Genomic DNA, 26,495 nt, shown 5'->3' with positions numbered 1-26,495 from the left:
CCGGGCATCGCGACAGGCACCTCTCCCCGGCGGGGAGCGGGCCCTTCATGTCCCGCCGAGCACGGCGGGCATGCCGCTGGCCGCTATCGCACGCGGCCGGCGGCGACTAGTTTCGTCGGCATGACTCGCTTCGCCTTCTACGCCCTGCGCCTCCTGCGCGTTGCAGCCGGATTCCTGCTGGCCCTGGCGCTCGCGGCGGCCATCGTCGTCGTCTTCGACCTCAACCAGGGGCGAATGCCGGATCTCGTTGCCGGCGCCGTGGCCATCGGCTTCTACACGTTCCTGGCCGCCGGACTGTTCTGGCCGCTGCTGCTCATCCAGTTCGTCGCCGAAGCCATGCGCTGGCGGGCGCTTGCCTTTCACCTTGGCCTCGGTCTCCTGGGGGCCGTCGCCTCCCTCGCCTGGGTCTATGCCCGGGCGCCGCAGGAGGCCCCCGATCCCATCCTCGGCGATGAGCCGTCCATCACGCTCACGAAAGTCCTCGTGGCGGTGGTGGCGGGCCTTGCCGGCGGTCTCGTCTACTGGTTCGTGGCCGGCCGCAGCGCCGGCCTGCAGCGCATCGAAAGGACCCATCCATGACCTTCACCTGCCGTCCTCCCGCCGACCCGCAACTCCTCATCGACAACGACAAGGTCAAGGTGACGCGCTGGAACTTTTCCGACGGCGCCGAGACCGGCTGGCACACCCATGGCTGGGACTATGTGGTGGTGCCGCTCTCCGACGGCAGGCTGATCGCCGAGCTCGGCGACGGCACCTCGGGCGAATATGAGATGAAGACCCACGAGCCCTATTTCCGCAAGGAGGGCGTCAACCACAACATCGTCAACATCACCGGCCGCGACTTCGCCTTCATCGAGATCGAGATCAAGCCGTCCTGACGGCAGTATTGCCCCGAGCTGTCAACGCGACATTTCGTCCGTGACTATGCGGTGACAGCCCGGGCGCCACTGTCTATCATCGCTGGCAGAATCCGGTCCCAGAACCGGCACTCTTCAGAGAGGTGAACTATGCGTTTTGGAATGAAGCTCTTTGCGGGCGCGATGATTGCCGCCGTGACATTCGTGACCACGGTGGAAGCGCGGACCGTCCGGTGGGCGCGCTCGGTCGATGCCCAGACCCTCGATCCGATGTCGGCGAATATCGGCCCGACGTCGAATCTCGTCCACCAGATCTACGAGCCGCTGGTCATCCGCGGCTATGACGGCAAGCTCGTCGCCACCCTCGCCACCGAGTGGCGCATTCTTCCCGACGATCCGACGGTGTGGGAGTTCAAGCTCCGCCAGGGCGTCAAGTTCCATGACGGGTCCGACTTCACCGCCGATGACGCCATCTTCTCCTTCGACCGCGCCCGCCGTCCCACCTCCGACTATCGCGGCCTGCTGACCTCGATCGACAGCGTCACCAAGGTCGACAACCACACGATCCGGATCAAGACCAAGGCGCCGAACCCGCTCCTGGTCGAGAACCTCACCAATATCTTCATGATGTCCAAGGCCTGGGCGGAGAAGAACAACGCCCTCGAGCCGCAGAACATCCGCGAGCGGGCCGAGAACGGCGCCACCCGCAATGCCATGGGCACCGGCCCCTTCACCCTCGTCTCGCGCGAGCCGGACGTGCGCACGGTGATGCGCCAGTTCCCCGGCTACTGGGGCAAGGGCCAGTTCCCGATGCAGGTGACCGAGCTGATCGTCGTGCCGATCCAGCAGGACGCGACGCGCATCGCGGCACTGCTCTCCGGCGAGGTCGACGTGGTCCATGACGTGCCGGTGCAGGACATCGCGCGCCTGCAGCAGAGCCAGGGCATCCGCGTCACGACGGGCCCCGAGAACCGCGTCATCTTCCTCGGCTTCAACGTGGGCGATGCCGAGCTGAAGTCCTCGGACATCAAGGGCAGGAACCCCTTCGCCGACGTGCGGGTCCGCAACGCCATCAACATCGCGGTCAACCGCGAGGCCATCACCCGCGTCGTCATGCGTGGTCAGGGCCAGCCCATCGGCTATATCGGCTCGCCCTTCATCTCCGGCTACTCGGCCGAACTCGCCGCCATCCCGCGCTTCGACCCCGCCGCGGCCAACCGCGCGCTCGATGAGGCCGGCTATCCCCGTCGGGCCGCCGAGGGCAACACCCGCTTCTCGGTGACGCTCCAGTGCACCAACAACCGCTATGTCTCGGACGAGAACATCTGCCAGGCGGTGGTGGCCATGCTTGGCCAGATCGGCATCCGCGCCAACATGGTGGCGAAGCCGGCAGCCCAGCACTTCCCCGAACTGCAGCGCCAGGAACTGGACTTCTTCCTCGTCGGCTGGGGCATCCCGACCTATGACGCGGAATATATCCTGACCTTCCTCTACCACACCCGCACCGCCAACAACGGCACCTGGAACGGCACGCGCTATTCCAACCCGGCCCTGGATGCGCGGATGCTGGCCCTGCAGACCATGGCGGATGTTCCCCGCCGTAATGCCGAACTCGCCGACATCCAGAAGCAGCTGCGCGATCAGGCCATCTACATCCCGCTGCATATGCAGTCGATCAGCCACGCGGCGCGCGGCGGCATCGAGGTGCCGGTGCATCCGGATGCGGGCGCCTGGTTCAAGCTGTTCCGCTTCGCCGGCTCCTGATCTCTCCGACATGACCGCGAGGCCCTTTCCCGCCAATGGGAAGGGGCCTTGCTGCTTTTCATTCTTGATTTTCGCGTCAACCGGTCGCCCCTCATGATCGCCTATGTCGTCAAGAGCCTCGCCCAGGCGGTCCTCGTCATGCTGGCCGTGGCCCTGGTCGCCTTTTCGATGTTCCGCTTCATCGGCGATCCGGTCTCCAACCTGGTCGGGCAGGAGGCGACGCTCCAGGACCGCGAACAGCTCGCCCGCGATCTCGGCCTGATGGATCCCTTCCCGGTCCAGTTCGCCCGCTTCGTCTCCAACGCCGCCCAGTTGCAGTTCGGTGTCAGCTACCGGCAGGGGCGGCCGGTTGCCGACCTGCTGGCCGAGCGGCTTCCGGCCACCGTCGAACTGGCGCTGCTGTCAGCCCTGTTCGCGCTCGTCGTCGGCATTGCCCTCGGCGTCTACACCGCCATCAACCGCAACGGCCTTCTCTCCCACATGATCCTGTCGGTGTCGCTGATCGGGGTGTCGCTGCCGACCTTTCTGATCGGCATCGGCCTGATCTGGCTGTTCGCCGTGGAACTGCGCTGGCTGCCCTCCTTCGGGCGCGGCGACGTCGTCAAGATCGGCTGGTGGTCGACCGGCCTGCTGACCACGTCGGGGCTGAAATCGCTGGTCATGCCGGTCCTCACCCTCGGCTTCTACCAGCTCACCCTGATCATGCGCCTCGTCCGCTCCGAGATGCTCGAGACGATGCGCACGGACTATGTGAAATTCGCCCGCGCCCGCGGCGTCCCCGAGCGCACCATCTGGTTCCGCCACGCGCTGAAGAACACGATGGTGCCGGTGATGACCATTGCCGGCCTGCAGCTCGGCGGCGTCATCGCCTTCGCCATCGTCACCGAGAGCGTCTTCCAGTGGCCGGGCCTCGGCGCGCTTTTCGTGCAGGCCGTCCAGTTCGTCGACATTCCCGTCATGGCCGCCTACCTGATGTTCGTCGCCTTCGTCTTCGTGGTCACCAATCTCGTGGTCGACCTGCTTTATTTCGCGCTCGATCCTCGCCTTCGCGGCGCGGGTCCGGCATCGGCGCATTGAGGCCCGCCATGACCGCGATCGACGACACGCCCAAGCCGCGCATCACCCTGAAGGCCCGCCTGGCACGCGCCTGGGATTCCGACCTCGCCTGGAGCTTCCGCCATTCGCCGGTGGCGATGATCGCCGCGGCGATGACGGTGATCCTGCTGGCGGCCTCGCTGGGCGCCAACTGGATCGCCCCGCAGGACGCCTTCGACCCCGCCGCGCTCAATCTGCTCGACGCCTATACCAAGCCGGGCGAAGCGGGGATGGGCACCAACACCGTCTATCTCCTGGGCACCGACAACCAAGGCCGCGACCTGTTCTCGGCCATTCTCTACGGGTCGCGCGTCTCGCTCTTCGTCGGCTTTTCCTCCGTCGCCTTCTCGGTGGTGATGGGGGTGGGCCTCGGCCTTCTCGCCGGCTATGTCGGCGGGCGGACCGACGCCATCATCATGCGCGTCGCCGACATCCAGCTGTCGTTTCCGGCCATCCTGATCGCGCTCCTGTTCTTCGGCGTGGCGCGCGGCCTCATCCCGCCCTCGCAGCACGAGCAGATGGCGATCTGGGTGCTGATCGTCGCCATCGGCCTGTCTAACTGGGCGCAATATGCCCGCACCGTGCGCGGCTCCACCATGGTCGAGCGCAACAAGGAATATGTGCAGGCCGCCCGCGTCATGGGACGGCCGGCCTTTTTCATCATGGCCCGCCATATCCTGCCGAATGTCACCGGGCCGGTCCTCGTCATCGCCACCATCAACCTGGCGCTCGCCATCATCGAGGAGGCGACGCTGTCCTTCCTCGGCGTCGGCGTTCCCGCGACCCAGCCCTCGCTTGGCACGTTGATCCGCTTCGGCCAGCAATATCTGTTCTCCGGCGAGTGGTGGATCCTGTTCTTCCCGGCGCTGGCGCTGGTGCTGCTGGCGCTGTCCATCAACCTGCTCGGCGACTGGCTGCGCGATGCCCTCAACCCGAAGCTGAGGTGAGCGGCGATGACCACACCTGTCCTCTCCGTCCGCGACCTCGTGGTCCAGTTCCCCACCCGCCGTGGCACGCTGACCGCCGTGGACCGCATCTCCTTCGACATCGCTCCCGGCGAGGTGGTGGGCGTCGTCGGTGAATCCGGCGCCGGCAAGTCCATGACCGGCGCCGCCGTCATCGGCCTTCTGGAGCCGCCGGGCCGCATTGCCGGTGGCGAGATCTGGCTCAAGGGCGAGCGGATCGACAATCTCGCCCCGGAGGCGATGCGCCAGATCCGCGGCAAGCGCATCGGCATGGTGTTCCAGGACCCGCTGACCTCGCTCAATCCGCTCTACACGGTCGGCGAGCAGCTCATGGAGACGATCCAGACCCATATGCGGCTGACGAGTGCCCAGGCCCGGGCCCGCGCCATCGACCTGCTCACCGAGGTCGGCATTCCCGCGCCCGACAAGCGGATCGACGCCTATCCGCACCAGTTCTCCGGCGGCATGCGCCAGCGTGTCGTGCTGGCCCTGGCGCTCTGCGCCGAGCCGGAACTGGTCATCGCCGACGAGCCGACGACGGCGCTCGACGTCTCGGTTCAGGCGCAGATCATCACGCTGCTGAAGAACCTCTGCAAGGAGCACGGCACCGCCGTCATGCTGATCACCCACGACATGGGCGTGATCGCCGAGACGGCCGATCGCGTCGCCGTCATGTATGCCGGACGGATCGCCGAGATCGGCCCGGTGCAGGACGTCATCAAGCGCGCGCGCCATCCCTACACGGAAGGGCTGATGGGCTCGATTCCCTCGCTTGACGCCACCGCCGACCGGCTGGTGCAGATCCCCGGCTCCATGCCGCGGCTCACCGCCATTCCGCAGGGCTGCGCCTTCAACCCGCGCTGCCCTAAGGTCTTCGCCCGTTGCCTCACGGAACGGCCGGAGCCGATACCGGTCGGCACCACCGAGGTCGCCTGCTGGCTCTATGCCGACGGCGCGGAGAAAGCCGCATGAGCGAGCCGCTCGTCACCGTCCGCAATCTGTCGCGCACCTTCGACGTGTCGAAGCCCTGGCTCAACCGCGTGCTGGAGCGCGAGGAGCGCCGGCTGCTGCGCGCCGTGCAGGACGTCTCCTTCACCATCGGCCGCCGCGAGACCTTCGCGCTGGTGGGCGAATCCGGATCGGGCAAGTCAACGGTCGCCAATATGGTCGTCGGCCTGCTGCCTCCCTCCGCCGGCTCGGTGGTGATCGAGGGCGTCGACATGGCCAAGACCGACGACCCGGTCCGGCGGAAGGCGCTGCGTTCCAAGATCCAGATGATCTTCCAGTCGCCCTATGCCTCGCTCAATCCGCGCTGGCGGGTCGACCGCATCGTCGCCGAGCCGATCCGCGCCTTCGGCCTGATGAGCGAAAGCCGCGCCATCGACGCGGAGGTCGGCAGGCTGCTGAAGACGGTCGGCCTCGATCCTGCCGACGGGGCGAAATATCCGCACGAATTCTCCGGCGGCCAGCGCCAGCGTGTCGCCATCGCCCGGGCGCTCGCCTCGCGTCCGGAATTCATCGTCTGCGACGAGCCGACCTCGGCGCTCGACGTCTCGGTGCAGGCGCAGATCCTCAACCTGATGCGCGACCTGCAGGACGAGTTCGGGCTGACCTACCTGTTCATCTCGCACAATCTCGCGGTGGTCCGGCACATGGCGACGCGGATCGGCGTCATGTATCTCGGCCGCCTGGTCGAGGTGGCACCGGGCCGGCAGCTCTTCGCGGCACCGCGCCATCCCTATACGCGCATGCTGCTCGATGCGGTTCCCGACCTCGACATGACGGGCCGCGCCCGCAAGCCCGTGCTGGGCGAGATCCCCAATCCGATCACGCCGCCTTCGGGCTGCCCGTTCAACCCGCGCTGCCCGCTCGCCAATGGCCGCTGCCGCAGCGAGGTGCCGGCCTCGGTGACGGATGAATTCGGCACGGTCGCCTGCCACGCCGTGACCGAGGGGCGGTTGGCGGCCTGAGGGGTCGGCGCCGCAGGTCTCCGGTCCTGAAGGAAAAGTCGTGGATGCCCGGGACAAGCCCGGGCATGACGCGATCAGGGTGTCAGGTGTTCTCAGCAGGTCGCTCGGGAACCTCCGTCATGCCCGGGCTTGTCCCGGGCATCCACGACTTCCTCCCCCTGCCATGTTCAGGTCGCTGACGGGCGAACAGCCCGAGCACAGCTGCCCGGACGCGCTTTCACGCCGCCTTGCCGCCGATGACGCCGCGGCGAATCTGGTCCTCCTCGATGGATTCGAAGAGGGCGCGGAAATTGCCCTCGCCGAAGCCGTCGTCACCCTTACGCTGGATGAATTCGAAGAAGATCGGACCCAGCACGGTGCCGGAAAAGATCTGCAGCAGGACGCGCGACATGCGGCCCTCCTTCTCGCCGATCGCCACCGCGCCTTCCCCGTCGATGAGGATGCCGGTGGCCTTCATGCGATCGACCGGCTCGCCGTGGCCGGGCACCCGGGCATCGATCTTCTCGTAATAGGTGGCCGGGGGCGATGGCATGAAGGGCAGGCCGTTGGCGCGCAGCGCCTCGACCGTGGCATAGATGTCGCGCGAGCCGCAGGCGATGTGCTGGATGCCCTCGCCCTTGTATTCCTTGAGATATTCCTCGATCTGGCTCTTGTCGTCGAGGCTCTCGTTGATCGGGATGCGGATCTTGCCGCAGGGCGACGTGAGGGCGCGGGAAATCAGGCCGGTGAGCTTGCCCTCGATGTTGAAGAAGCGGATCTCGCGGAAGTTGAAGAGCGTCTCGTACCAGCCGGCCCAATGGTCCATGCGGCCGCGGTGGACGTTGTGGGTGAGGTGGTCGAGATAGTAGAGGCCCGCCTGTTCGGGGTGCGGATCGCGCTCGCCGGTCCAGACGAAGTCGACGTCATAGATCGAGCCCTTGTCGCCGTAACGGTCGACGAAATAGAGCAGCGAGCCGCCGATGCCCTTGACCGCGGGAATGGACAGTTCCATCGGCCCGACCTTGCCGATATAGGGCTCGGCGCCCAGCGCGATGGCCCGCTCATAGGCATATTTCGCGTCCTTGACCCGGAAGGCCATGGCACAGGCGCAGGGCCCGTGCTCGGCAGCGAAGGCCGCCGCGAAGCTGTCGGGCTCGGCATTGACGATGTAGTTGACGTCGCCCTGGCGGAACAGGGTGACGTCCTTCGAGCGATGGCGGGCGACGGCCTGGAATCCCATCAGGGAGAGCACGGTCTTCAGCGCCGTGGGATCGGGATGGGCGAACTCGACGAACTCGAAGCCGTCGGTGCCCATCGGGTTCTGCTCGCTGATCGCGGCGGGCGGGGCTTCGTGGGGGAACGGGCCCATGGAATCATCCTCTGGCTGGGTCGATGTCGAGGGCGAGTATCGTGCAATCGCAGCGCAAGGAGCGTGAGAAGATCGGGCGCCTTCGCCTCTTGTCTGCATGAACCATGCATGGTTGTCTGATCAGATGAACGAAATTATCTCGGTGGACGGCTTCGACCTGCGCCTGCTCGACGCCTTGCAGGAGGATGGCGCACGGACCAACCAGCAACTCGCCGAGATCGTGCGCCTGTCGGCGAGCCAGGTGTCGCGGCGGCGGCAAAGGCTGGAGGAGGAGGGGCTCATCCGCCGCTACCGCGCCGATCTCGACGCCGCCCGGCTCGGCTTCGGCGTGACGGTCTATATCTTCGTGTCGCTCGCCACCCATTCGGGGTTGAACGCGAAGCGGTTCGGCGATCTCGTGCGCGCCATGCCGGAGGTCCAGGAGGCCCATGCGATGACGGGGGATGCCGACTATCTGCTCAAGCTGGTTGTGCGCGACCTGAAGGGCCTCTCCACCCTCGTCAACGAGGAACTGCTGCCCCACGAGAGCGTGGCGCGGGTGCGCTCGTCGATCGTGCTGGAGACGCTGAAGGACCAGTCCCGGCTGCCGCTGCTGTCGCGTCCGGGCGGGCCGGGCGCCGCCGCACCGGCGCGGTGAGCTGTGGCGCCTTGCCGGGGGGCGTGACCGGAGGCGATGGAGGATGCTAGGGCTGCCGGGACACCACTGGAGACCTGCCATGCTCCCCGATGCACGACCGCTGCTCGCCCTCGCTCCCGTCATTCCCGTCCTCACGGTCAAGGACGTGCGGCAGGCCGTGCCGCTCGCGCGCGCGCTGGTCGCAGGCGGGCTGCCGGTCATCGAGGTCACGCTGCGCACGCCCCAGGCGCTCGACGCCATCCGCGAGATCGCGCGCGAGGTGCCCGAGGCGGTCGTGGGGGCGGGCACCATCACGCGCATGGAGGACATCCAGGTGGCGACGGCGGCAGGAGCGCGCTTCCTCGTCTCCCCCGGCACGCCGCCGGCGCTGGCCGATGCTCTCGCCACCGTGCCGATCCCGGTCCTGCCGGGCTGCGCCACGGTCACCGAGGCCATGGCCCTCGCCGCCCGCGGCTTCGCCGCGCTGAAATTCTTTCCGGCCGAGCCTTCGGGTGGCGCCGCCTTCCTGAAGAGCCTGTCGGGGCCGCTGCCCGGGCTGGTCTTCTGCCCGACCGGCGGCATCGATGCGGCCAGGGCGCCCAGCTATCTGGCGCTGGCCAATGTCGGGGCCGTCGGCGGATCGTGGATCGTCCCGGACGATGCGCTGGCAGCCGGCGACTTCGACCGCATCACGGTTCTGGCGCGGGCGGCGCGATCCCTGCGCCCCTGATCTGGCCGCCGACATCAAATCGGCTCACTTGTCGCACTTGCTGCGTCAAGGCCGATGCATAAGTGACGGCAGTCTTCCAGGGAGAAAACCTTTGACCGACATTTCCAAGATTCTGACCTCGGTCCTCGCCGGTGGCAGGCAGCAGGGCGGCGCGGGAGGCCTTCTCGGCCAGCTGACGGAGATGGCGCAGCAGGGCCAGCCGGGCGCCGCCGGACAGTCTGGCGCGGGCGGCCTGGGAGGCCTCGGCGGATTGCTCGGCGGGCTCGGTGGCGGCACGCCCGCCGCGGGCCGGCAGGGCGGCGGTGGCCTGATGGACCAGCTCGGCGCGGCCCTGGGCAATGCCCAGGGCTCGGGCGGAACGCCTTCGGCTGCCAATGCCGTGCCAGGTGCCCCCGCGCCCGGCGGTGCCGGCGGCGGCAATCTCCTCGACCAGCTGATGGGCACCCTGCGCGGCGCCCAGGGCCAGGGCGGTGGCGGCGGTGGTGGCCTTGGAGGCCTTCTCGGCCAGGCCACGGAGGTGCTGCAGAAGAATGCCGGCGGTTTCGCCGGCGGTGCGGCGGCGGGGACGCTGGCCGGGCTGCTGCTGGGAACCGGGGCCGGCCGCAAGATCGCCGGGACAGCGGTGCAGGTCGGTGGCCTCGCGGCGATCGGTGGCCTCGCCTATGTCGCGCTGCGCAACTTCCAGCAGGGCAAGCCCGTCGTGCAGGGCACGATCAACGATGTGACGTCGCTGCTCGGCATGGGCCAGGCGCCGGGTGGCTATGCGGAGGCGGGCGGCACGATCGAGGACACGGCCGAGATCCTGCTCCGCGCCATGGTGGCGGCGGCCTATGCGGATGGTGAGATGAGCCCCGACGAGCGGGCGATGATCGTCGGCCAGCTCGATTCGATGGGCCTCGGCCAGGCCGAGAAGAGCTTCCTTGACGGTGTCCTCGCCGCTCCGGTGAGCATGAAGATCATCGCGGCCTCCTGCACCACGGACGAGATGAAGGCGCAGGCCTATATTGCCGCCCATCTCGGCATGAATGTCGATACCGCCGCCGAGGCGCAGTTCCTCCGCGACTTCGCACGGTTGCTCGGTCTCGAGGCGTCGCTCACCGCCCATCTCGACCAGGCTGCCGCCGAGGCCAAAGCCGCCGCCGCGGTCTGAACGGACCATGCACGCCTGATGCGCCGGAGCGATGGTTCCGGCGCATCGGAGCGGGCCCTATGGTCGGACCCGGCCCGCCGTCGGGCCTCGTCCGCCTCCATGCCCGGCCCCGCATTTGTCATCTGAGCCCGACCCCTCCGCCAAGAAGCCCCGCAACCTGATCGACGGCTCGACGCTGTTCGTGCTGGCGCTTGTGCTGGCCGGTGCGGTCCTCGTCTACCGGCGCGACGGCTGGCCCGGGGTCACGGCGATCCTGGTCGAGGATTCCTGGCTCTTCCTCGACATCCTGCCGAAGGTGCTCGCCGGCTGCCTCATCGGCGCCTTCGTCGCAGCCGTGCTGCCGCGCGAATTCGTCTCGCGCTGGATCGGCGGGGATTCCGGGCTGACCGGCCTTGTCATCGCCACCGCCATCGGCGCCATCATGCCGGGCGGGCCCTTCACCATCTACCCGCTTGCCGGCGCGCTGCTCGCCGTCGGAGCGGGCGTCGGCCCGGCCGTGGCCTTCGTCACGAGCTGGACGCTGATCGGCCTCAACCGGGCGATCATCTGGGAGGCGCCGTTCCTCGGCGTCGACTTCGTCACGACGCGGATGCTGGTGTCGCTGCCGCTGCCGATCGTCGCCGGCCTCCTGGCGCATGGGCTGGCGCGCCTCGTTCCCGGAGGGCCGCGATGAGCGCCACCCTCATCGTCAGCCTGTCGCTCTGGGTGATCACTGCCGTGCTGGCGCTGGTCGCCTGGCGCAAGGGGGTTCCGGTGCTGAAGGAGGCGAGCCGCAGCGGTGTGCTCGATTTCCTCTACCTGATCCCGCGCCTCGCCATCGGCGTGATCGGGGCGGGGTTTCTCGCCGCCCTGCTGCCCCAGGATGTGGTGCGCTCCTGGCTCGGTCCGGACTCGGGCTTCACCGGCCTGCTGCTGGCGACCGTCGCCGGGGCGGTGACGCCCGGCGGACCGGTCATCGGCTTTGCCATCGGCGCCTCGGCGCTGAAAAGTGGCGCCAGCTACCTCGCGGTGATGACCTACGTGACCGCCTGGGCGCTCTTCGCCTTCCAGAGGCTCATCGTCTGGGAACTGCCGGTCATGCCGACGCGGGTCGTGTGGCTGCGGGTCGCCGCTTCCCTGCCGCTCCCGATCCTCACCGCCTGGGGCGTGATGCTGCTGACGGGGCGGGGGTAGGGCCCCGCGCGGCCACGTGCCTCGTCTTGCCTGGCCTTGTGCCGGGCATCCACGACTTCTTTTCCAGCTGCGGTGTTCAAGCCGTGGATGGCCGGGACAAGCCCGGCCATGACGAATGGGGCGGTGGACGCCGGACAGCGGCTTGCGGAGCCGCACGTCCGGACTGCTGACATCAGCTGTTGCGCCGCTCCAGGAACCCCTTCATGCGGTCCAACGCCTTGAGGATGTTCTCCGACGAATTGGCGTAGGACAGGCGGATATAGCCTTCGCCGTGGACGCCGAAATCCGGCCCGCCGATCGTGGCGACGCCGGCATCCTCGAGCAGGGCCGAGGCCAGCGGCTTCGCCTTCCAGCCGGTCTCCTTGATGTTGGGGAAGGCGTAGAAGGCGCCCTTCGGCACGATGCAGGAGACGCCGGGCAGCCTGTTCAGCCCCTCGACGACGAGCTTCCGGCGGGCATCGAACTCGGCGACCATCTTTCCCACCGCATCCTGCGGGCCTGTGAGGGCTTCCAGCGCGGCGAACTGCGCGGGCGCGTTGACGCAGGAGAAGGAGTTCACCGCCAGCTTGCGCGCATAGTCGTAAAGCTTGCCCGGCCAGACCGAATAGCCGAGGCGCCAGCCGGTCATGGCATAGGTCTTGGACCAGCCGTTGAGCAGGATCGTGCGGTCGCGGATGGAGGGATAGGAGAGGAGGCAGACATGCTCCTCGCCGTCATAGACCATCTGGTCATAGATCTCGTCGGACATGATGGCGACGTCGGGGAAGCGCGCCATTCCGGCGACGAGCTTGTCGATCTCCACTTTTGGCGTGACGCCGCCGGTGGGGTTCGCCGGCGAGTTGACGATGACGAGCCGGGTGTTCGGGGTGATCAGCGACAGGAGTTCGTCGGCGGAGAAGGCGAAGCCGTTCTCCTCGCGGATCGGCACGGGGATCGGCGTCGCGCCAGTATATTCGATCATCGAGCGGTAGATGGGGAAACCGGGATCGGGATAGAGGATCTCCGCGCCCGGCTCGCCGAACATCAGGATCGCCATGAACATGGTGACCTTGCCGCCGGGGACGATCATCACCTCCTCGGGTGAGACCGAGACCTTGAAGCGGCGGTCGAGATCGGCGGCCACCGCCTCGCGCAGCGGCAGAATGCCGTTGGCCGGGGTGTAGCCGTGATGGCCGTCGCGGATGGCCTTGATGGCGGCGTCGGTGATGTTCTCCGGCGTCGCGAAATCCGGCTGGCCGATGCCGAGATTGATGACATCCTTGCCGGCGCGCATCAGGGCGGTGGCGCGGGCGAGGACGGCGAAGGCGTTTTCCTCGCCGATGCGATCGAAATTGGCGACGGTCTTGAGGGTCATGGGACGTTTCCGGGTGGCGTCACGGCCGCGCTACAGGGCGACCTTCACATCCGTATGCCGGAAGTCATCGCCCTTGAACAGCAGCGGGCAATCGAGGTGCTTGGCCGTCGCATAGCTGATGCAGTCGCCGAAGTTGAGGGCGGCCGGGTGGCCGGTGCCGCGGCCGTAGCGGGCGAAGGCATCGGCGGCGCGGCGGGCGACGGCCTCGTCCAGGGGGATGAAGGTCATGGCGAAAGACTTTACGAGAACATCAAGATTGGCCCGCGCGAATGCCTGTCGATGTGCCACCATCGCCCCCTCAAGATAGGATGCTGCGGCGAGCGAAAGGTCTCCCGAGACGGACAGAACCGACCGCAAGGATTCCGCCTCCGGCTCACCCTGCAAGATCGCGACAAGCGCCGACGTATCGCAGACGATCATTTGGGAAGCCCCAATTCGTCGTACATGTCGTCCTCGACCGCCTTCATGGCCGCGCGGTCTTCGTCAGTCAGTTCCGCACGCGCCCGGGCGATGATGGCGTCAAGTATCGTCTCTCGCCTGGCGATTTCTTCCGGAGAGAGCTTTTCCGCTGGTGCCTTTTCGAAAGCCTCGATGGCCCGGGCGATGACCGCGGACGGCCCGAGGCCCCGCTGCCGACCAATCCGCTTGATCCTTTCCTCCAGCGGCTTGTTGCGCAGGGTAATGGCCATCATGCCCTCCTTCGGAAGCATATGCTTCGGCAGCATATCATATGCTGCCCTTCGCCGTATGTCCCATCCGCCGCTTTTGCCGTTGCAATCCGCCGGGCGTCGCGGTCAAATCCGGTGAAACGACGACGCGGCAAGCACTTCAATCGATTTGAATGCTTTGCAGCGCAACATGGGAGTAAGGGCATGGCCCGCCGGAAGATGAAGCCCCAGAACCTGCGGTCGAAGCAGTGGTTCGACAATCCCGACAATCCCGGCATGACCGCGATCTATCTGGAGCGCACGGTCAACTGGGGCCTGACGGTGGAGGAGCTGCGCTCGGGCAAGCCGATCATCGGCATCGCCCAGACCGGCTCGGACATCTCGCCGTGCAACCGCCACCATATCGAGCTTGCCCAGCGCGTGAAGGACGGCATCCGCGATGCCGGCGGCATTCCGCTGGAGTTCCCGGTCCACCAGATCCAGGAAACGCTGAAGCGCCCGACCGCCGCACTCGACCGTAACCTGCAATATCTCTCGCTGGTCGAGATCCTCTATGGCTATCCGCTGGACGGCTGCGTGCTGCTGACCGGCTGCGACAAGACCATGCCGGCCATGGTGATGGGGGCGGCGACGGTCAACATTCCCGCCATCGTCCTGTCGGGCGGGCCGATGCTCAACGGCTGGTGGAACGGCAAGCGCGCCGGCTCGGGCACGGTCGTCTGGGAGGCGCGCAAGCTGCAGGCCGACGGGACGATCACCTATGAGGAGTTCATCGACGTCGTCACCAAGTCGGCGCCCTCCATAGGCCATTGCAACACCATGGGAACGGCCTCGACCATGAACGGCCTCGCCGAGGCGCTTGGCATGTCGCTGCCCTCCTGTGCGGCGATTCCCGCGCCCTATCGCGAGCGCGGCCAGATGTCCTACGCGACGGGACGGCGGATTGTGGAGATGGTCTGGGAGGACCTGAAGCCCTCCGACATCCTCACCCGCAAGGCCTTCGAGAACTGCATCGTGGCCAATTCGGCCATTGGCGGCTCGACCAATGCGCCGATCCACATCAACGCCATCGCCAAACATATCGGCGTCAAGCTCGACATCGACGATTGGGAGAAGGTCGGCCACGAGGTGCCGCTGCTGGTCAACATGCAGCCGGCCGGCGCCTATCTCGGCGAGGAATATTTCCGCGCCGGGGGCCTGCCCGCGGTGATGAATCAGCTCCTCAAGGCCGGCAAGATCCACGGTGACGCGATCACCGCCAACGGCAAGACCATGGCCGAGAACGTCCAGGGCGCCGTCATCACCGACGAGGATGTCATCCGCCCCTTTGACAAGCCGCTGGTGAAGGATGCCGGGTTCATCGTCCTGAAGGGCAACCTGTTCGACTCGGCGATCATGAAGACGAGCGTCATCTCGGCAGACTTCCGCAAGCGCTACCTGTCCAATCCGAAGGACAAGGATGCCTTCGAGGGCCGGGCCATCGTCTTCGAGGGGCCCGAGGACTATCACCACCGGATCGACGATCCGGCGCTCGCCATCGACGAGACCTGCGTGCTCTTCGTGCGCGGCGTCGGGCCGCTCGGCTATCCCGGCTCGGCCGAGGTGGTGAACATGCAGCCGCCGGCCGCCCTGCTGAAGAAGGGCATCCGCGACCTGCCCTGCATCGGCGATGGCCGCCAGTCCGGCACGTCGGGCTCGCCCTCCATCCTCAACGCCTCGCCCGAGGCAGGCGCCAATGGTGGTCTCGCCGTGCTGAAGACCGGCGACCGGGTGCGCATCGACCTGAAGAAGCGCTCGGCCAACATCCTCATTTCCGAGGAGGAGTTCGCCGCCCGCATGGCCGAGCTGAAGGCCAATGGCGGGTTCAAGGTACCGAAAAGCCAGACGCCCTGGCAGGAGATCCAGCGCTCGATGGTCAGCCAGCTCTCCGACGGCATGGTGCTGAAGCCGGCGGTGAAATACCAGAAGATCGCGCAGAAACGGGGCATTCCGCGGGACAATCACTGAGGTCCCATCGCCTCCAGCGATCCCTGCCATCACGAAAAACGCGATTGTCGCGCGGCGCCGTCCGCGCGACTTTTGCATTCCGGGCCCAGGGAGATCGTCCGATGGATGCCGCGCCGCAACGCACTGCCTTCCGCCGCCTCCATGAGAGCGGCTGCTTTGTCATTCCCAATCCCTGGGACATCGGCACGGCCATGATGCTGAAGCATCTCGGTTTCAAGGCCCTGGCGACAACCTCGTCGGGCTTCTCCTTCTCGCGCGGCCTTCCCGACACGGACTGGGCGGTGCCGCGCGACATGGCGCTCGCCCATATCGCCGAGATCGTGACGGCCACCGACCTGCCGGTGAATGCCGATTTCGAATCCGGCTATGCGCGCGATCCCGAAGGGGTCGCAGAGAGTTGCCGGCTCTGCGCGGCGACGGGCGTTGCCGGTCTCTCGATCGAGGATCACGGCGAGAGCACCGAAGAGGTCATCTATCCCCTCGACCTCGCCGTGGCGCGGATCCGGGCTGCCGCCGATGCGCTGAAGGGCACTGGCGTGCTGCTGACGGCGCGCTGCGAGGCCCATCTCTTCGGCCTGCCGGAGGCCCAGTCGACGGTGCTGAAGCGGCTGGTGGCCTATGCGGAGGCCGGCGCAGACGTGCTCTATGCGCCAGGGCTGCGGACGCCGGATCAGATCCGCGAGGTGGTGTCGGCGGTGGCGCCGAAGCCTGTCAACCTGCTCATCTCCGCGCCCATCGGACTGACCGTCGCGGATGCCGCCGCGCTCGGCGTGCGCCGCATCTCCGTCGGCTCGGCGCTGGCGCGCGCCGCCTGGGGCGGTTTCCTCAAGGCTGCGCGGGACCTCGCCGCCGAGGGCAGGTTTGACGCCCTGGCCACTGCCGAGCCCTTCGGCGCCCTCAACAGCTTCTTCCGCACCCATTCCCCCAAGGCCTGTCCGGAGGATCGCCCTTGAACGCCCCCCTCTTCGGCTTCGCCGTCGATCCGACGCCGGCGCCGCGCCCGACCCCCGTGGTCATGGAAGGTCACTATTGCCGCCTCCGCCCGCTCGATCCGTCGCGCGATACGGACGGGCTCTACGCGCTGTCGCATGGACCGGAAGCGGCCTGGCAATGGGCCTATCTCTTCTCCGGCCCCTATCCCGACAAGACGGCCTTCGCCGCGCATGTGGCCGCCATCGCTGCCGGCACCACGGATCCCGTCTACTGGGCCATCGCCGACCGGGACGACCGGGCCATCGGCTGGCTGTCGCTGATGCGCATCGACACGACGCACCGCGTCATCGAGGTCGGCTCGATCCTCTACACGCCCGCCCTGCAGCGGACGCCGGCGGCCACCGAGGCGCAGTTCCTGATGATGACCTACGTCTTCGAGACGCTCGGTTACCGCCGCTACGAGTGGAAGTGCAACGACCTCAACGAGCCCTCGAAAAAGGCGGCTGTGCGCTTCGGCTTCACCTTCGAGGGCCTGTTCCGCCAGCACATGATCGCCAAGGGCGCCAATCGCGATACGGCCTGGTACGCGATGCTGGACTGCGAATGGCCGCAGCGGCGGCTCGCCTTCACGCGCTGGCTCGCGCCCGCCAATTTCGACGCCGGAGGCCGGCAGAAGATCAGCCTCGCGGTGATGAACGAGACGACGGCCGAGGCGGGTGGCCTCAGGCTGCGCCGGGCGACGCTGCGCGACGTGCCGGCCATCACCGCGCTCAAGGAGGCGGCCTATCTGCCGAACGAGGAACTGACCGGGAATGTCTCGTTCCCGCGGATGGCGGATTATGCCGCATCCATCGCGACCCAGGAGATCTGGGTGGCCGAGGAGAACGGCGCGCTCGCCGCCTGCGCTGTCCTCGAGATGGCCGAGGATCCTGTCATCGTCTCACTGGCGGTTCATCCACGCCATCACGGCAAGCGCTACGGCGACGCCATCCTGCGCTTTTCCGAGCGGCGGTTGCGGGATCTGGGAGCGTCTTACGTGGTGCTCTACACCAACTCCAAGCTGACGCAGCGGATCGCATGGTATGCGCGCCGGGGCTTCGTGCCCACCGCCGTGAAGGCGATGGAGGACCGCAAGGTCCAGTATATGCGAAAGGATTACGCCTGAGGCGGAGAGCCGGCCTCAGCGGAACCTTTCGACCCGGTGGGCCGAGCGGAAGAACGCCACGGTCGCCACGAGGCCGACGGCGACGCCCATAAGGGTTGCAACCAGGACCGCCTGGTCACCCAGCTTCAGCAGGCTGGCGATCGCCCAGCCGGTCGCGCCGCCGGCGCCGACCGCCTCGGAGCCGACAATGACGGTTGCGCCGAGCACATTGGCGATGTTGGTCCAGTTGGTCGTCCCGGCTGCGGCCATCGGTGGTCCTGTCGACGCGCGTGCAATCGCCGCATGTTGTGGCGCGAAATCAGACGCGGATCAAGCGGTGGTGTGGGAAAATGCCGCGCACCTGGGCGCGCCGGTCAGGACCGCGCCTCCATGACATGGCCGAAGAAGGCATTGAACTTCGTCTGGTCCATCCAGCGGGCGACCACCACCATGTCGGATTCCGCATCGACCCAGATGATGTTGGAGCCGGCGCCGAGCGCGAAGACGCTGGACTCCGACGCGTTGGAGAAGCGGCTGCGGCCGCGGTTCAGCCACCAGAGATAGCCGTAATCCGCATTGGTGGGGGAGGGCGTCAGCATGTCGGCGATCCACGTCCGGGACAGGAGCTGGCGGCCGTTCCACGCGCCGTTGCGGCCGATCAGCATGCCGAGGCGGGCATGGTCCAGGGCGGAGATGAAGATGCCACCGCCCCAATGGGCGCCGCCGGGGACCGACTGGACCCGGCGGCCGTCGATCTCGACCCAGGATGTCTCGTAGCCGTGCCATTTCCAGGTCTCGGAGGCGCCGATCGGATCCATGATCCGCTCCTTCAGCACCTCGGGCAGGGGGCGGCCGAAACGGCGCAGCAGGGCGTAGGAGAGGACGTTCACGCGCACGTCGTTGTATTCGTAATGGCTGCCGGGGGCCTGCAGCGCCCGCTTCTCGCCCTTGCGGCTGTTGTCGGCACCGGCGCCGATCTGGCGGTTGTGGTCGACCTGGTCGGACTTGTCGAAGATGACGCCTTCCCATTCGCTGGACTGGTGCAGCAGGTGGCGCCAGGTGATCCGCGCATTGTGTGCGCTGGCGAAATGCGGGCCGTCGACCGTCTTAGAGACGGGATCGTCGATGGCGATGAGGCCGTCGTCGGAGGCGATGCCGGCGAGAATGGCGAGATAGCTCTTGGCGATGGAAAAGGTCATGTCGACGCGCGAGACGTCCCCCCAGGTGGCCGCCACCTTGCCCCCCCGGACGACGAGCCCGGCCGGCTTGCCGCGCGGAATGACCGGCCCGACGATGGCGCTCCACGGGCCGGTCTCGTTCCACTCGACGATCCCGACATAGCGGCCGTCGGGATAGTAGAGGCTCATCGGCCAGGGGCTCTCGGCCGTTTCAGCGAAGGCGGTGGCAGCCGTCAGCCTCGCGGCGTCGAAGCCGAGTTCGGCCGGCGTGGCGCTTTCCCAGCCGGCGGCGACGGGTGAGGGGATGAAGGTCGGGGTCATGGCGGATCCGGATGCGACGGGCAGAACTTTGTCTTTGCCATGAAACAGGGAGGTGCGGTAGCGGCCCGCCGGGGTGGTGCCTTGCACTGCGGTGGACGGCTGCATCAGGGAAGTGCGTCCTTCGTGCAGGTCGTCAGGCGGCCCAGGCCTCACTCCGCCGCGAGCTTCACCTCCGGCTTCGGGCCGGCGCGGAAGTCGGCGAGCAGGGCCTCCTCCTCCTTCTTGGCCACGTCCAGATGACGCGCCTTGACGTGGCCGAAGCCGCGGATCTTCTCCGGGATGGCAGCAAGGCCGACGGCAAGGGCGTGGTTGTCGGGCGTCAGCTTCGCGACGATCTCGGTGACCAACGCCTCGTAGTCCTTGATCAGCTGCCGCTCGGTGCGGCGCTCGTGGGTGTAGCCGAAGATGTCGAAGGCGGTGCCGCGCAGGCCCTTGAGGGAGGCGAGCACGCGGTAGGCCGTCATCATCCAGGGCCCGAAGCTGATCTTGCGCGGCACGCCCGTGGTCGGGTCGGGCCTGGCCAGCAAGGGCGGGGCGAGGTGGAACTCGAAGGTGAGGTTCTGGCCGTCGAAGGTCTTGGCCACCTGCTTGAGGAAGTTGCCGTCGGTGTAGAGACGGGCGACCTCATATTCGTCCTTGTAGGCCATCAGCTTGTAGAGATAGCGGGCGACGGCTTCGGTCAGGCCCTGCTTGCCGGCGGCCTTCTCGGCCTCGGCCTTGCGGACGGTCTCGACCAGCGCCGCATAGCGCGCGGCATAGGCGGCATTCTGGTAGCGGGTGAGCTGCTCGACGCGGCGGGCGATGACCTCTTCGAGCGAGGTTGACAGCTTCTCCACGCCGCTCGGCCGGGTCACCGGTGCGACCAGAGCCTCGACGGCGGCGCGGTCATGGGCGCAGAGGCGGCCCCAGCGGAAGGCGGTGATGTTCATCTTCACCGCCTCGCCATTGAGCTCGATCGCCCGTTCGATGGCGGCGGCGGACAGCGGCAGGCCACCGATCTGATAGGCATAACCGACGAGGAAGAGGTTGGTGGCGATGGAATTGCCCATCAGCGCCGTGGCGAGGCGCTGGGCATCGACCAGATGAGTGGTCTCGCGGCTGGCATGGGAGATGATGGCGCGCTTCAGCCTCTCGGAGGGGAGCGAGAAGTTGGCGTCGCGGGTGAACTGGCCCGGCATGCTCTCCACGGTGTTCACCACGACCTTGGTGGTGGACTTCATGCCGGCGAGGGATTTCTTGCCGCCGGCGATGACGATGTCGCCGGAAATGACCAGATCGGCGGAGCCGGCATGGACGCGGATGGAGTGGATGTCCTCGGGCACGCGGGCGATGCGCATGTGCGAGAAGACCTCGCCGCCCTTCTGGGCGAGGCCGGCCATGTCGATGAGGCCGACGCCCTTCTTCTCCAGGTGGCAGGCCATGCCGAGGATGGCTCCAACCGTCACGATTCCCGTGCCGCCGACTCCCTCGATCAGCACGTTGTAGGTGTGCTCGATGGTGGGCAGGACCGGCTCGGGCAGGGCGGAGATATCGGCCTCCACCGCCATGGCGCGGCCCTTTTTCGGCTCGGCGCCGTGCACCGTCACGAAGCTCGGGCAGAAGCCCTTCACACAGGAGAAGTCCTTGTTGCAGGACGACTGGTCGATGGTGCGCTTGCGGCCGAACTCGGTCTCCAGCGGCTGGACCGAGACGCAGTTGGAGACGACGCCGCAATCGCCGCAGCCCTCGCAGACGGCCTCGTTGATGATGACCCGCTTGACCGGATCGGGGAAAGTGCCGCGCTTGCGGCGGCGCCGCTTCTCGGCAGCGCAGGTCTGGTCATAGATCAGCACGGAGACGCCGGGCACCGCCGACAGCTCGCGCTGGACCTGGTCGAGGTCGTCACGGTGGTCGATGGAGGTCCCGGTCGGAAAGGCGATGCCGTGGCCGGCATATTTGTCGGGCTCGTCGGTGACGATGGCGATGCGCTCGACGCCCTCGGCGCGCATCTGCGCCGCGATCATCGGCATGGTCAGGCCGCCCTCGTGGCGCTGGCCACCGGTCATGGCGACGGCATCGTTGAAGAGGATCTTGTAGGTGATGTTGACCTTCGAGGCGACGGCGAAGCGGACTGCCAGCGATCCCGAATGGTTGTAGGTGCCGTCACCGATGTTCTGGAAGACGTGGCCGCGCTTCGAGAATGGCGCCTCGCCAACCCAGTTGGCGCCTTCGCCGCCCATCTGGGTGAAGCCCTCGGTGTTCCGGTCCATCCAAAGGGCCATGTAATGGCAGCCGATGCCGGCATAGGCGCGCATGCCCTCGGGGACCACGGTCGAGGTGTTGTGCGGGCAGCCCGAGCAGAAATAGGGGATGCGGGTGGCGATCACCGGGGTGGTCTTCAGGATGTCCTGGGCCCCCTTCAGGCGCGCGACATTGGCGGCGACCTGGTCGTTGTGGCCGACATGTTTCAGCACACGCTCGCCGATGCAGATGGCGACGTCATTGGAATCCAGAGCGCCGTGAACCGGGAAGAGCCATTCGCCCTTTTCGTCCTTCTTGCCGATGACGATGGGCTGGTGGATGTGGCCGTAGAGCTCCTCGCGGACCTGAACCTCGATGAGCGAGCGCTTTTCCTCGACGACGATGACGAGATCGAGACCGGTGACGAAGGCACGCAGCTCGGCCGGGTCCAGCGGCCAGGGGCAGGCGATCTTGAACAGGCGGATGCCGAGATCGTTGGCCTTGACCTCGTCGATGCCGAGCTCGTCGAAGGCCTGGCGGACGTCGAGATAGCTCTTGCCGGTGGTGATGATGCCGATCTTCGGCTGGCGACCGCCGGAGGTGATGATGCGGTTGAGCCTGTTGGCCTTGATGAAGGCGAGGGCGGCGGCCCGCTTGTACATGTGCAGGCGCATCTCCTGCTCGTGCCGGTCGTCGTTCGGCCGGATGGAGACGCCGCCGGGTGGCATGACGAAGTCCTCGTCGCCCGGCAGGACGATGCTAACGCGGTCCACCGCACCGTCGACGACACCAGTCGATTCGACCGTGTCCTTCATGCATTTCAGCGCTGTCCAGACGCCGGCATAGCGCGACATGGCCCAGCCGTAGAGACCGTAATCGAGGATTTCCTGGGCCCCGGCGGGGTTCAGGATGGGCATCATCACATCGACGAAGTGGAATTCCGACTGGTGGGCGACGGTGGAGGATTCCGCCGTGTGGTCGTCACCCATCAGCGCCAGAACGCCGCCGTTCGGCGAGGTGCCGGCGAGGTTGGCGTGGCGGAAGACGTCGCCGGAGCGGTCGACGCCCGGTCCCTTGCCGTACCAGACGCCGAAGACGCCGTCGAACTTGCCCTCGCCGCGCATCTCCGCCTGCTGGGTGCCCCAGACGGCGGTGGCGGCGAGATCCTCGTTGAGACCGGGCGTGAAGATCACATCGCTGGCGAGAAGGTTGCGCTGGGCCTTGAAGAAGGCCTGGTCGAGCCCGCCGAGCGGCGAGCCGCGATAGCCGGAGACGAAGCCCGCCGTGTTGAGCCCGGCGCGGCGATCGCGTTCCTTCTGCATCAGCGTCAGGCGAACGAGCGCCTGCACGCCGGTGAGAAAGACCCGCTCCTTGGTCAGATCATACTTGTCGTCGAGCGAGACATCGTCGAACCGGATGGCATTGGCGAGATCGGCGGATGTGGGGGGAACCTTCGCCATCGCGCGCTCCTCTGGATCTGCCGGCTGTTCGCCGTGCAATCAGGATGGGGAGGGCGGCAGATGCCGCCCTTCTTAGGTCAAGAACGCTGTCACATTAGAATGGTTCTGTCGATTTCGTTCTCGTCAGTGCGGGCGCAACGAGATTGCGCAACGGCTTGAGCCCAAAGGCGATTTTGCTGCGTTGCACAAGATGTGTTCGCGCCTGCGAGATGGGCAGCGGCTCAGCCCAGCCGCATGCCGAGCGCCTCGACCCAGGCCAGCCCGGCATCGGTGTCGCCGCGCGGGCGGTACTCGGCGCCGACCCAGCCGGCATAGCCCTTGTCGTCCAGGGCCTTGAAGATGGAGGGGAAGTGAATCTCACCCTCGTCCGGTTCGGCGCGGCTCGGCACGGCGGCGATCTGGACATGGCCGATATGGGGCCACCAGGCCGACAGGTTGGTCAGGACGTCGCCCTCGGCGCAGCCGACATGGAAGACGTCGAACATGATCTTGACGTTGGGTTTGCCGACGCGGGCGATGATCTCGCCGGCGCCGCGCAGGGTCGCATAGAAATAGCCGGGTGCGGCGCGCGGGCTGAGCGGCTCGAGCAGGAGGGTGATGCCGTGGGCGGCGGCCTTGTCGGCGGCGCGTGACAGGTTGTCGACGAGCACGCTGGTGGCCGCGGGCCGGTCGGCCGGTTTCACCATGCCGGCCATGGCATGGATCGCCGTGCCGCCGGCGGCGACCTGCCAGGCGATGGCCTGGTCGATGGCGGCCTGGAATTCCGCCTCGCGGCCGGGGAGGGCACCGAGGCCATTCTCGCCCTTCGCCGTGTCGCCCTTCACGGTGTTGACGCCGAGCATGGTCAGGCCGAGGCGCTCGCAGGCGGCGCGCACGGCCCTGGGGTCGGTGTCGTAGGGCCAGTGCATCTCGACGGCGCGGAAGCCGGCGCGGGCGGCGGCCTCGATCTGGTCGAGGAGCGGCATGCCCTGCCAGAGAAAGCCGAGATTGGCGGAAAAGCGCGGCATGTCTGTCCTATCCCCTCAGTTTGAACGTCGCCTCAAGGTCGGCGATCTCTTGTAATGCGAGGTGGCGAACCTTCATGCCGCGGGTGAGGAGGACGAGACGCGCCGTCTCCTCCAGTTCCTCCATGGCGAAGACGGCCGCCTCCAGGCTGGTTCCGGCGACCACCGGGCCATGGTTGCCGAGGAGGATGGCGGGATGGTCCGACGCCCTGGCGCGGATGAGCGGCGCGACATCGGCCGAGCCGGGGCGCGTATAGGGCACGACCGGCACCTTGCCGACGCGCATGACCACATAGGGCGTGATCGGCGGGATGGCGTCGTCCGGGTCGGTGTCGGCGAGGCAGGAGAGGGCGGTGGCGTGGGTGGAATGCAGGTGAACCACCGCACGGGCCGTGGGGCGCGATTCGTAGAAGGCGAAATGCAGCGGCAGTTCCTTGGTCGGCGGATCGCCGCCGACATGGCGGCCCTCACCGTCGAGTTTCGACAGCCGCTCGGCATCGAGGAAGCCGAGGCAGGAATTGGTGGGCGTGAACAGATAGCCGTCGTCGAGGCGGACGCTGAGGTTTCCGGAGGATCCGGGTGTCAGGCCGCGGTCGAACAGCGACCGGCCCCAGCGCACCAGGCCCTGGCGGGCCGCGGCCTCCCCGGCATTCATGCGTCACCGAGGGCGGCGAGCGCCTTGTCATAGAAATCGAGGGCACCGAAATTGCCGCTCTTCAGGGCGAGGCGGATGGGACGCGGGCCCTCTGCCGCGAGGGCTGGAACGCCGGGATCGATTTCCGGGCCGATGTGGAAGCGATCGACTTCCAGGGCGGTGACCACGGCCCCCGAGGTCTCGCCGCCGCCGACCACCAGCCGGGCGACGCCGGCATCGGCCAGCATGACCGCGAGTTCGCCGAAGAAGCCCTCGATGGCGCCGGCAACCGCGTCCTTGCCGTAGCGCTCCTGCGCCGCCTTCACCTCGGCGGGATCGGCGGAGGAATAGACCATGGGGGCGTGGCCGATGCGCGCCATGAGGTGGTCGAAGGCCTTCTGCACGGTCATGGCGCCGCTCATGACATCGTCGGGCATGACGGCGAGCCCGGGGTGGCGGGCGGTATAGGCCTTCACCTGCGCACGCGACTGGTTGGAGCAGGACCCGGAGATCACCGCGGCGGCGCCATGGCCCGGCGTGAAGCCGGTGCCGCGGCCGGAGAGCAGGCCTTGCCGGCGGAAGTTCTCCGGCAGGCCGAGGGCGATGCCCGAGCCGCCGGTGACGAGCTTCGCGCCTTCGATGGCCGCGCCGATGGCGGTGAGGTCCTCGTCGCCCACCGCGTCGATGACGGCGAGGCGGCGGCCGGCGGCAGCTTCGGCGGCAAGCGCCGCCTGGATCGCAGCGGAACCTTTCCGGACGGTGGCGAAGGGAACGAGCCCGACGTCACCCTTCGTCTGGTGGCGCAACCAGCGGCGGATGTCCGGATCGCTCATTGGGGTGAGCGGATGGTTCTGCATGCCGCTCTCGCTCAGCAGGACCCCGCCGACGAAGAGATGGCCGTTGAACAGCGTCCTGCCAGTGGCCGGAAAGACCGGGCAGACCACCGCCACATCGGCACCGAGGCGGTCGATCAGTGCCTCGGCGACGGGGCCGATATTGCCTTCTCGCGTCGAATCGAAGGTCGAGCAATATTTGAAGAGGATCTGCCGCGCGCCTTGCGCCAGCAGCCAGTCACAGGCGGCGAGCGACTGGGCGACGGCCTCGGCCGGGGGGATGGTGCGGCTCTTCAGGGCGACGACCCCGGCCTCGCAGTCCGCCGGGGCGGGACCGGCGGGGATACCGACGAACTGCATGGTGGCCATGCCGCCCTTCGCCAGGGTGTTGGCGAGGTCGCTGGCTCCGGTGAAGTCGTCCGCGATACAGCCGAGAAGCATGGGTCCGCCCTGAATCGGTTCTTGTACCCACCTCTAACCGTTTGAAACCGACCCGGCAATTCTTGCCGCGCAGGGCAGGCTTTTCCCCGCACGCGTCGTCGGGTCCCGGCGCTCCGGCATTGGAATCGCTGACCTTTCCGCGCTCTGTCCGCTGGCCCGGGCCTTGCTGATCCCGAAGGCGGGTCGTTTTCGATCGCATGGGGCATTTCGTGGCAGCGTCATCGGCTTCTTCCATCACGAGCACGCAGCAGAGCGCATCGGCTCTGCGTGCCGGCCAGTCCGGGCGCCAACCGGTGGCGACCTCGTCCTTCGCCGAGGCGTTGGATGCAATGGAGCGTCAATCGGGCGAGCCGGACCGTGCCGACCGGCCGGCGCGCCCGCGCATCACCAAGCCCGCCGCCGAGGCGGCGATCACCTCGGCCGTCGCGCCGGCGCCCACGCCGGCCGCACGCAGCGAACCGGCGCGACCGGCGGAACAGGCGGCGGCCGGGGCCGAAGGTGATGCGATGCCGAAACAGGGCGAGGGGAACGGGGACGAAACAGTCCTGGCCAAAACCGAGACTCCGGAGACCGCCGGCGGCGCGCCGCAGCCGGCAACGGCCGATCCGGCGCCGCCTGCGCCGCCCGCCC

General features: G+C 67.5%; 25 protein-coding genes and 1 pseudogene. 16 read left to right on the top strand and 10 right to left on the bottom strand.

All coding sequences use genetic code 11. The features are described 5' to 3' along the window. Positions 1-120 precede the first annotated feature (120 nt). From Q0C57_RS12000 to Q0C57_RS11970, 7 genes are all read left to right on the top strand, one after another. Positions 121-579, top strand: coding sequence for a hypothetical protein (locus Q0C57_RS12000; RefSeq protein ID WP_296576662.1), 459 nt, complete (start codon positions 121-123; stop codon positions 577-579). Further along, entirely contained in the window at positions 576-878 is a 303-nt protein-coding gene (locus Q0C57_RS11995; RefSeq protein ID WP_296576661.1) for a cupin, read from the top strand. The genes Q0C57_RS12000 and Q0C57_RS11995 overlap by 4 nt, the downstream gene beginning before the upstream one ends. 174 nt (positions 879-1,052) lie before the next feature. After that, a complete protein-coding gene (locus tag Q0C57_RS11990; protein WP_296576660.1) occupies positions 1,053-2,621 on the top strand; it encodes an ABC transporter substrate-binding protein in 1,569 nt (522 codons plus the stop codon). A 93-nt stretch (positions 2,622-2,714) separates the two neighbouring features. Further along, complete coding sequence (locus Q0C57_RS11985; RefSeq protein WP_296576727.1) at positions 2,715-3,698, top strand: ABC transporter permease; 984 nt, start codon at positions 2,715-2,717, stop codon at positions 3,696-3,698. A gap of 8 nt (positions 3,699-3,706) precedes the next feature. Continuing rightward, on the top strand, positions 3,707-4,663 hold the full coding sequence (locus Q0C57_RS11980) for an ABC transporter permease (protein ID WP_296576659.1): 957 nt from the start codon (positions 3,707-3,709) through the stop codon (positions 4,661-4,663). Positions 4,664-4,669: 6 nt separating this feature from the next. After that, positions 4,670-5,653, top strand: coding sequence for an ABC transporter ATP-binding protein (locus Q0C57_RS11975; protein WP_296576658.1), 984 nt, complete (start codon positions 4,670-4,672; stop codon positions 5,651-5,653). Then, on the top strand, positions 5,650-6,651 hold the full coding sequence (locus Q0C57_RS11970; protein ID WP_296576657.1) for an oligopeptide/dipeptide ABC transporter ATP-binding protein: 1,002 nt from the start codon (positions 5,650-5,652) through the stop codon (positions 6,649-6,651). Before Q0C57_RS11975 ends, Q0C57_RS11970 begins: the two co-directional genes overlap by 4 nt. Before the next feature lie 217 nt (positions 6,652-6,868). Here Q0C57_RS11970 and hppD read toward each other — a convergent pair whose 3' ends face one another. Further along, complete coding sequence (gene hppD, locus Q0C57_RS11965) at positions 6,869-7,999, bottom strand: 4-hydroxyphenylpyruvate dioxygenase (RefSeq protein WP_296576656.1); 1,131 nt, start codon at positions 7,997-7,999, stop codon at positions 6,869-6,871. Between the two features lie 124 nt (positions 8,000-8,123). Here hppD and Q0C57_RS11960 point away from each other — a divergent pair, with 124 nt between their 5' ends. From Q0C57_RS11960 to Q0C57_RS11940, 5 genes are all read left to right on the top strand, one after another. Beyond that, a complete protein-coding gene (locus Q0C57_RS11960) occupies positions 8,124-8,636 on the top strand; it encodes an Lrp/AsnC family transcriptional regulator (RefSeq protein WP_296576655.1) in 513 nt (170 codons plus the stop codon). 79 nt (positions 8,637-8,715) lie between these two features. Further along, complete coding sequence (eda, locus tag Q0C57_RS11955) at positions 8,716-9,345, top strand: bifunctional 4-hydroxy-2-oxoglutarate aldolase/2-dehydro-3-deoxy-phosphogluconate aldolase (RefSeq protein ID WP_296576654.1); 630 nt, start codon at positions 8,716-8,718, stop codon at positions 9,343-9,345. Between the two features lie 91 nt (positions 9,346-9,436). Beyond that, the gene (locus tag Q0C57_RS11950) at positions 9,437-10,495 is read left to right on the top strand and encodes a DUF533 domain-containing protein (protein WP_296576653.1); all 1,059 of its coding nucleotides are present in this window, start codon (positions 9,437-9,439) and stop codon (positions 10,493-10,495) included. 115 nt (positions 10,496-10,610) lie between these two features. Further along, the gene (locus Q0C57_RS11945; protein ID WP_296576652.1) at positions 10,611-11,168 is read left to right on the top strand and encodes a permease; all 558 of its coding nucleotides are present in this window, start codon (positions 10,611-10,613) and stop codon (positions 11,166-11,168) included. Next, a complete protein-coding gene (locus Q0C57_RS11940; RefSeq protein WP_296576651.1) occupies positions 11,165-11,668 on the top strand; it encodes a hypothetical protein in 504 nt (167 codons plus the stop codon). Before Q0C57_RS11945 ends, Q0C57_RS11940 begins: the two co-directional genes overlap by 4 nt. 172 nt (positions 11,669-11,840) lie before the next feature. Here Q0C57_RS11940 and Q0C57_RS11935 read toward each other — a convergent pair whose 3' ends face one another. The 3 genes from Q0C57_RS11935 to Q0C57_RS11925 are packed head-to-tail and all read right to left on the bottom strand — an operon-like array spanning position 11,841 to position 13,711. After that, positions 11,841-13,022: a pyridoxal phosphate-dependent aminotransferase gene (locus tag Q0C57_RS11935; RefSeq protein ID WP_296576650.1), complete on the bottom strand. Its 1,182-nt coding sequence runs from the start codon at positions 13,020-13,022 to the stop codon at positions 11,841-11,843. Positions 13,023-13,052: 30 nt separating this feature from the next. Then, positions 13,053-13,442 carry a type II toxin-antitoxin system VapC family toxin gene (locus Q0C57_RS11930; protein WP_296576649.1) on the bottom strand — a complete coding sequence of 130 codons (390 nt, stop codon included), beginning with the start codon at positions 13,440-13,442 and terminating at the stop codon, positions 13,053-13,055. After that, complete coding sequence (locus Q0C57_RS11925) at positions 13,439-13,711, bottom strand: hypothetical protein (protein WP_296576648.1); 273 nt, start codon at positions 13,709-13,711, stop codon at positions 13,439-13,441. Before Q0C57_RS11925 ends, Q0C57_RS11930 begins: the two co-directional genes overlap by 4 nt. Before the next feature lie 183 nt (positions 13,712-13,894). Here Q0C57_RS11925 and Q0C57_RS11920 point away from each other — a divergent pair, with 183 nt between their 5' ends. From Q0C57_RS11920 to Q0C57_RS11910, 3 genes are all read left to right on the top strand, one after another. Continuing rightward, a complete protein-coding gene (locus tag Q0C57_RS11920; RefSeq protein WP_296576647.1) occupies positions 13,895-15,697 on the top strand; it encodes an IlvD/Edd family dehydratase in 1,803 nt (600 codons plus the stop codon). A gap of 101 nt (positions 15,698-15,798) precedes the next feature. After that, a complete protein-coding gene (locus Q0C57_RS11915; RefSeq protein WP_296576646.1) occupies positions 15,799-16,650 on the top strand; it encodes an isocitrate lyase/phosphoenolpyruvate mutase family protein in 852 nt (283 codons plus the stop codon). Continuing rightward, a complete protein-coding gene (locus Q0C57_RS11910; protein ID WP_296576645.1) occupies positions 16,647-17,795 on the top strand; it encodes a GNAT family N-acetyltransferase in 1,149 nt (382 codons plus the stop codon). Before Q0C57_RS11915 ends, Q0C57_RS11910 begins: the two co-directional genes overlap by 4 nt. 15 nt (positions 17,796-17,810) lie before the next feature. Here Q0C57_RS11910 and Q0C57_RS11905 read toward each other — a convergent pair whose 3' ends face one another. The 6 genes from Q0C57_RS11905 to otnK all read right to left on the bottom strand — a co-directional run bounded on the left by Q0C57_RS11905 (position 17,811) and on the right by otnK (position 25,865). Further along, positions 17,811-18,044: a hypothetical protein gene (locus Q0C57_RS11905; RefSeq protein WP_296576644.1), complete on the bottom strand. Its 234-nt coding sequence runs from the start codon at positions 18,042-18,044 to the stop codon at positions 17,811-17,813. Positions 18,045-18,148: 104 nt separating this feature from the next. Beyond that, positions 18,149-19,273, bottom strand: a complete 1,125-nt coding sequence (locus Q0C57_RS11900; RefSeq protein WP_296576643.1) for a serine hydrolase — start codon at positions 19,271-19,273, stop codon at positions 18,149-18,151. A 149-nt stretch (positions 19,274-19,422) separates the two neighbouring features. After that, complete coding sequence (locus tag Q0C57_RS11895; RefSeq protein ID WP_296576642.1) at positions 19,423-22,953, bottom strand: indolepyruvate ferredoxin oxidoreductase family protein; 3,531 nt, start codon at positions 22,951-22,953, stop codon at positions 19,423-19,425. Between the two features lie 221 nt (positions 22,954-23,174). Continuing rightward, a complete protein-coding gene (locus Q0C57_RS11890) occupies positions 23,175-23,960 on the bottom strand; it encodes a TIM barrel protein (RefSeq protein WP_296576641.1) in 786 nt (261 codons plus the stop codon). A gap of 7 nt (positions 23,961-23,967) precedes the next feature. Then, on the bottom strand, positions 23,968-24,612 hold the full coding sequence (locus tag Q0C57_RS11885) for an aldolase (RefSeq protein ID WP_296576639.1): 645 nt from the start codon (positions 24,610-24,612) through the stop codon (positions 23,968-23,970). After that, the gene (gene otnK, locus Q0C57_RS11880) at positions 24,609-25,865 is read right to left on the bottom strand and encodes a 3-oxo-tetronate kinase (RefSeq protein WP_296576637.1); all 1,257 of its coding nucleotides are present in this window, start codon (positions 25,863-25,865) and stop codon (positions 24,609-24,611) included. Before otnK ends, Q0C57_RS11885 begins: the two co-directional genes overlap by 4 nt. A gap of 197 nt (positions 25,866-26,062) precedes the next feature. Here otnK and Q0C57_RS11875 point away from each other — a divergent pair. Continuing rightward, positions 26,063-26,495 (top strand): annotated as a pseudogene (locus Q0C57_RS11875) (hypothetical protein); the annotation flags it as partial.

It is taken from the genome of Phreatobacter sp., from assembly GCF_022843985.1.
Taxonomy (GTDB): Bacteria; Pseudomonadota; Alphaproteobacteria; order Rhizobiales; family Phreatobacteraceae; genus Phreatobacter.
Note: the sequence above shows the minus strand (reverse complement) of the source record. Positions and strands in the feature narration are given on the sequence as shown.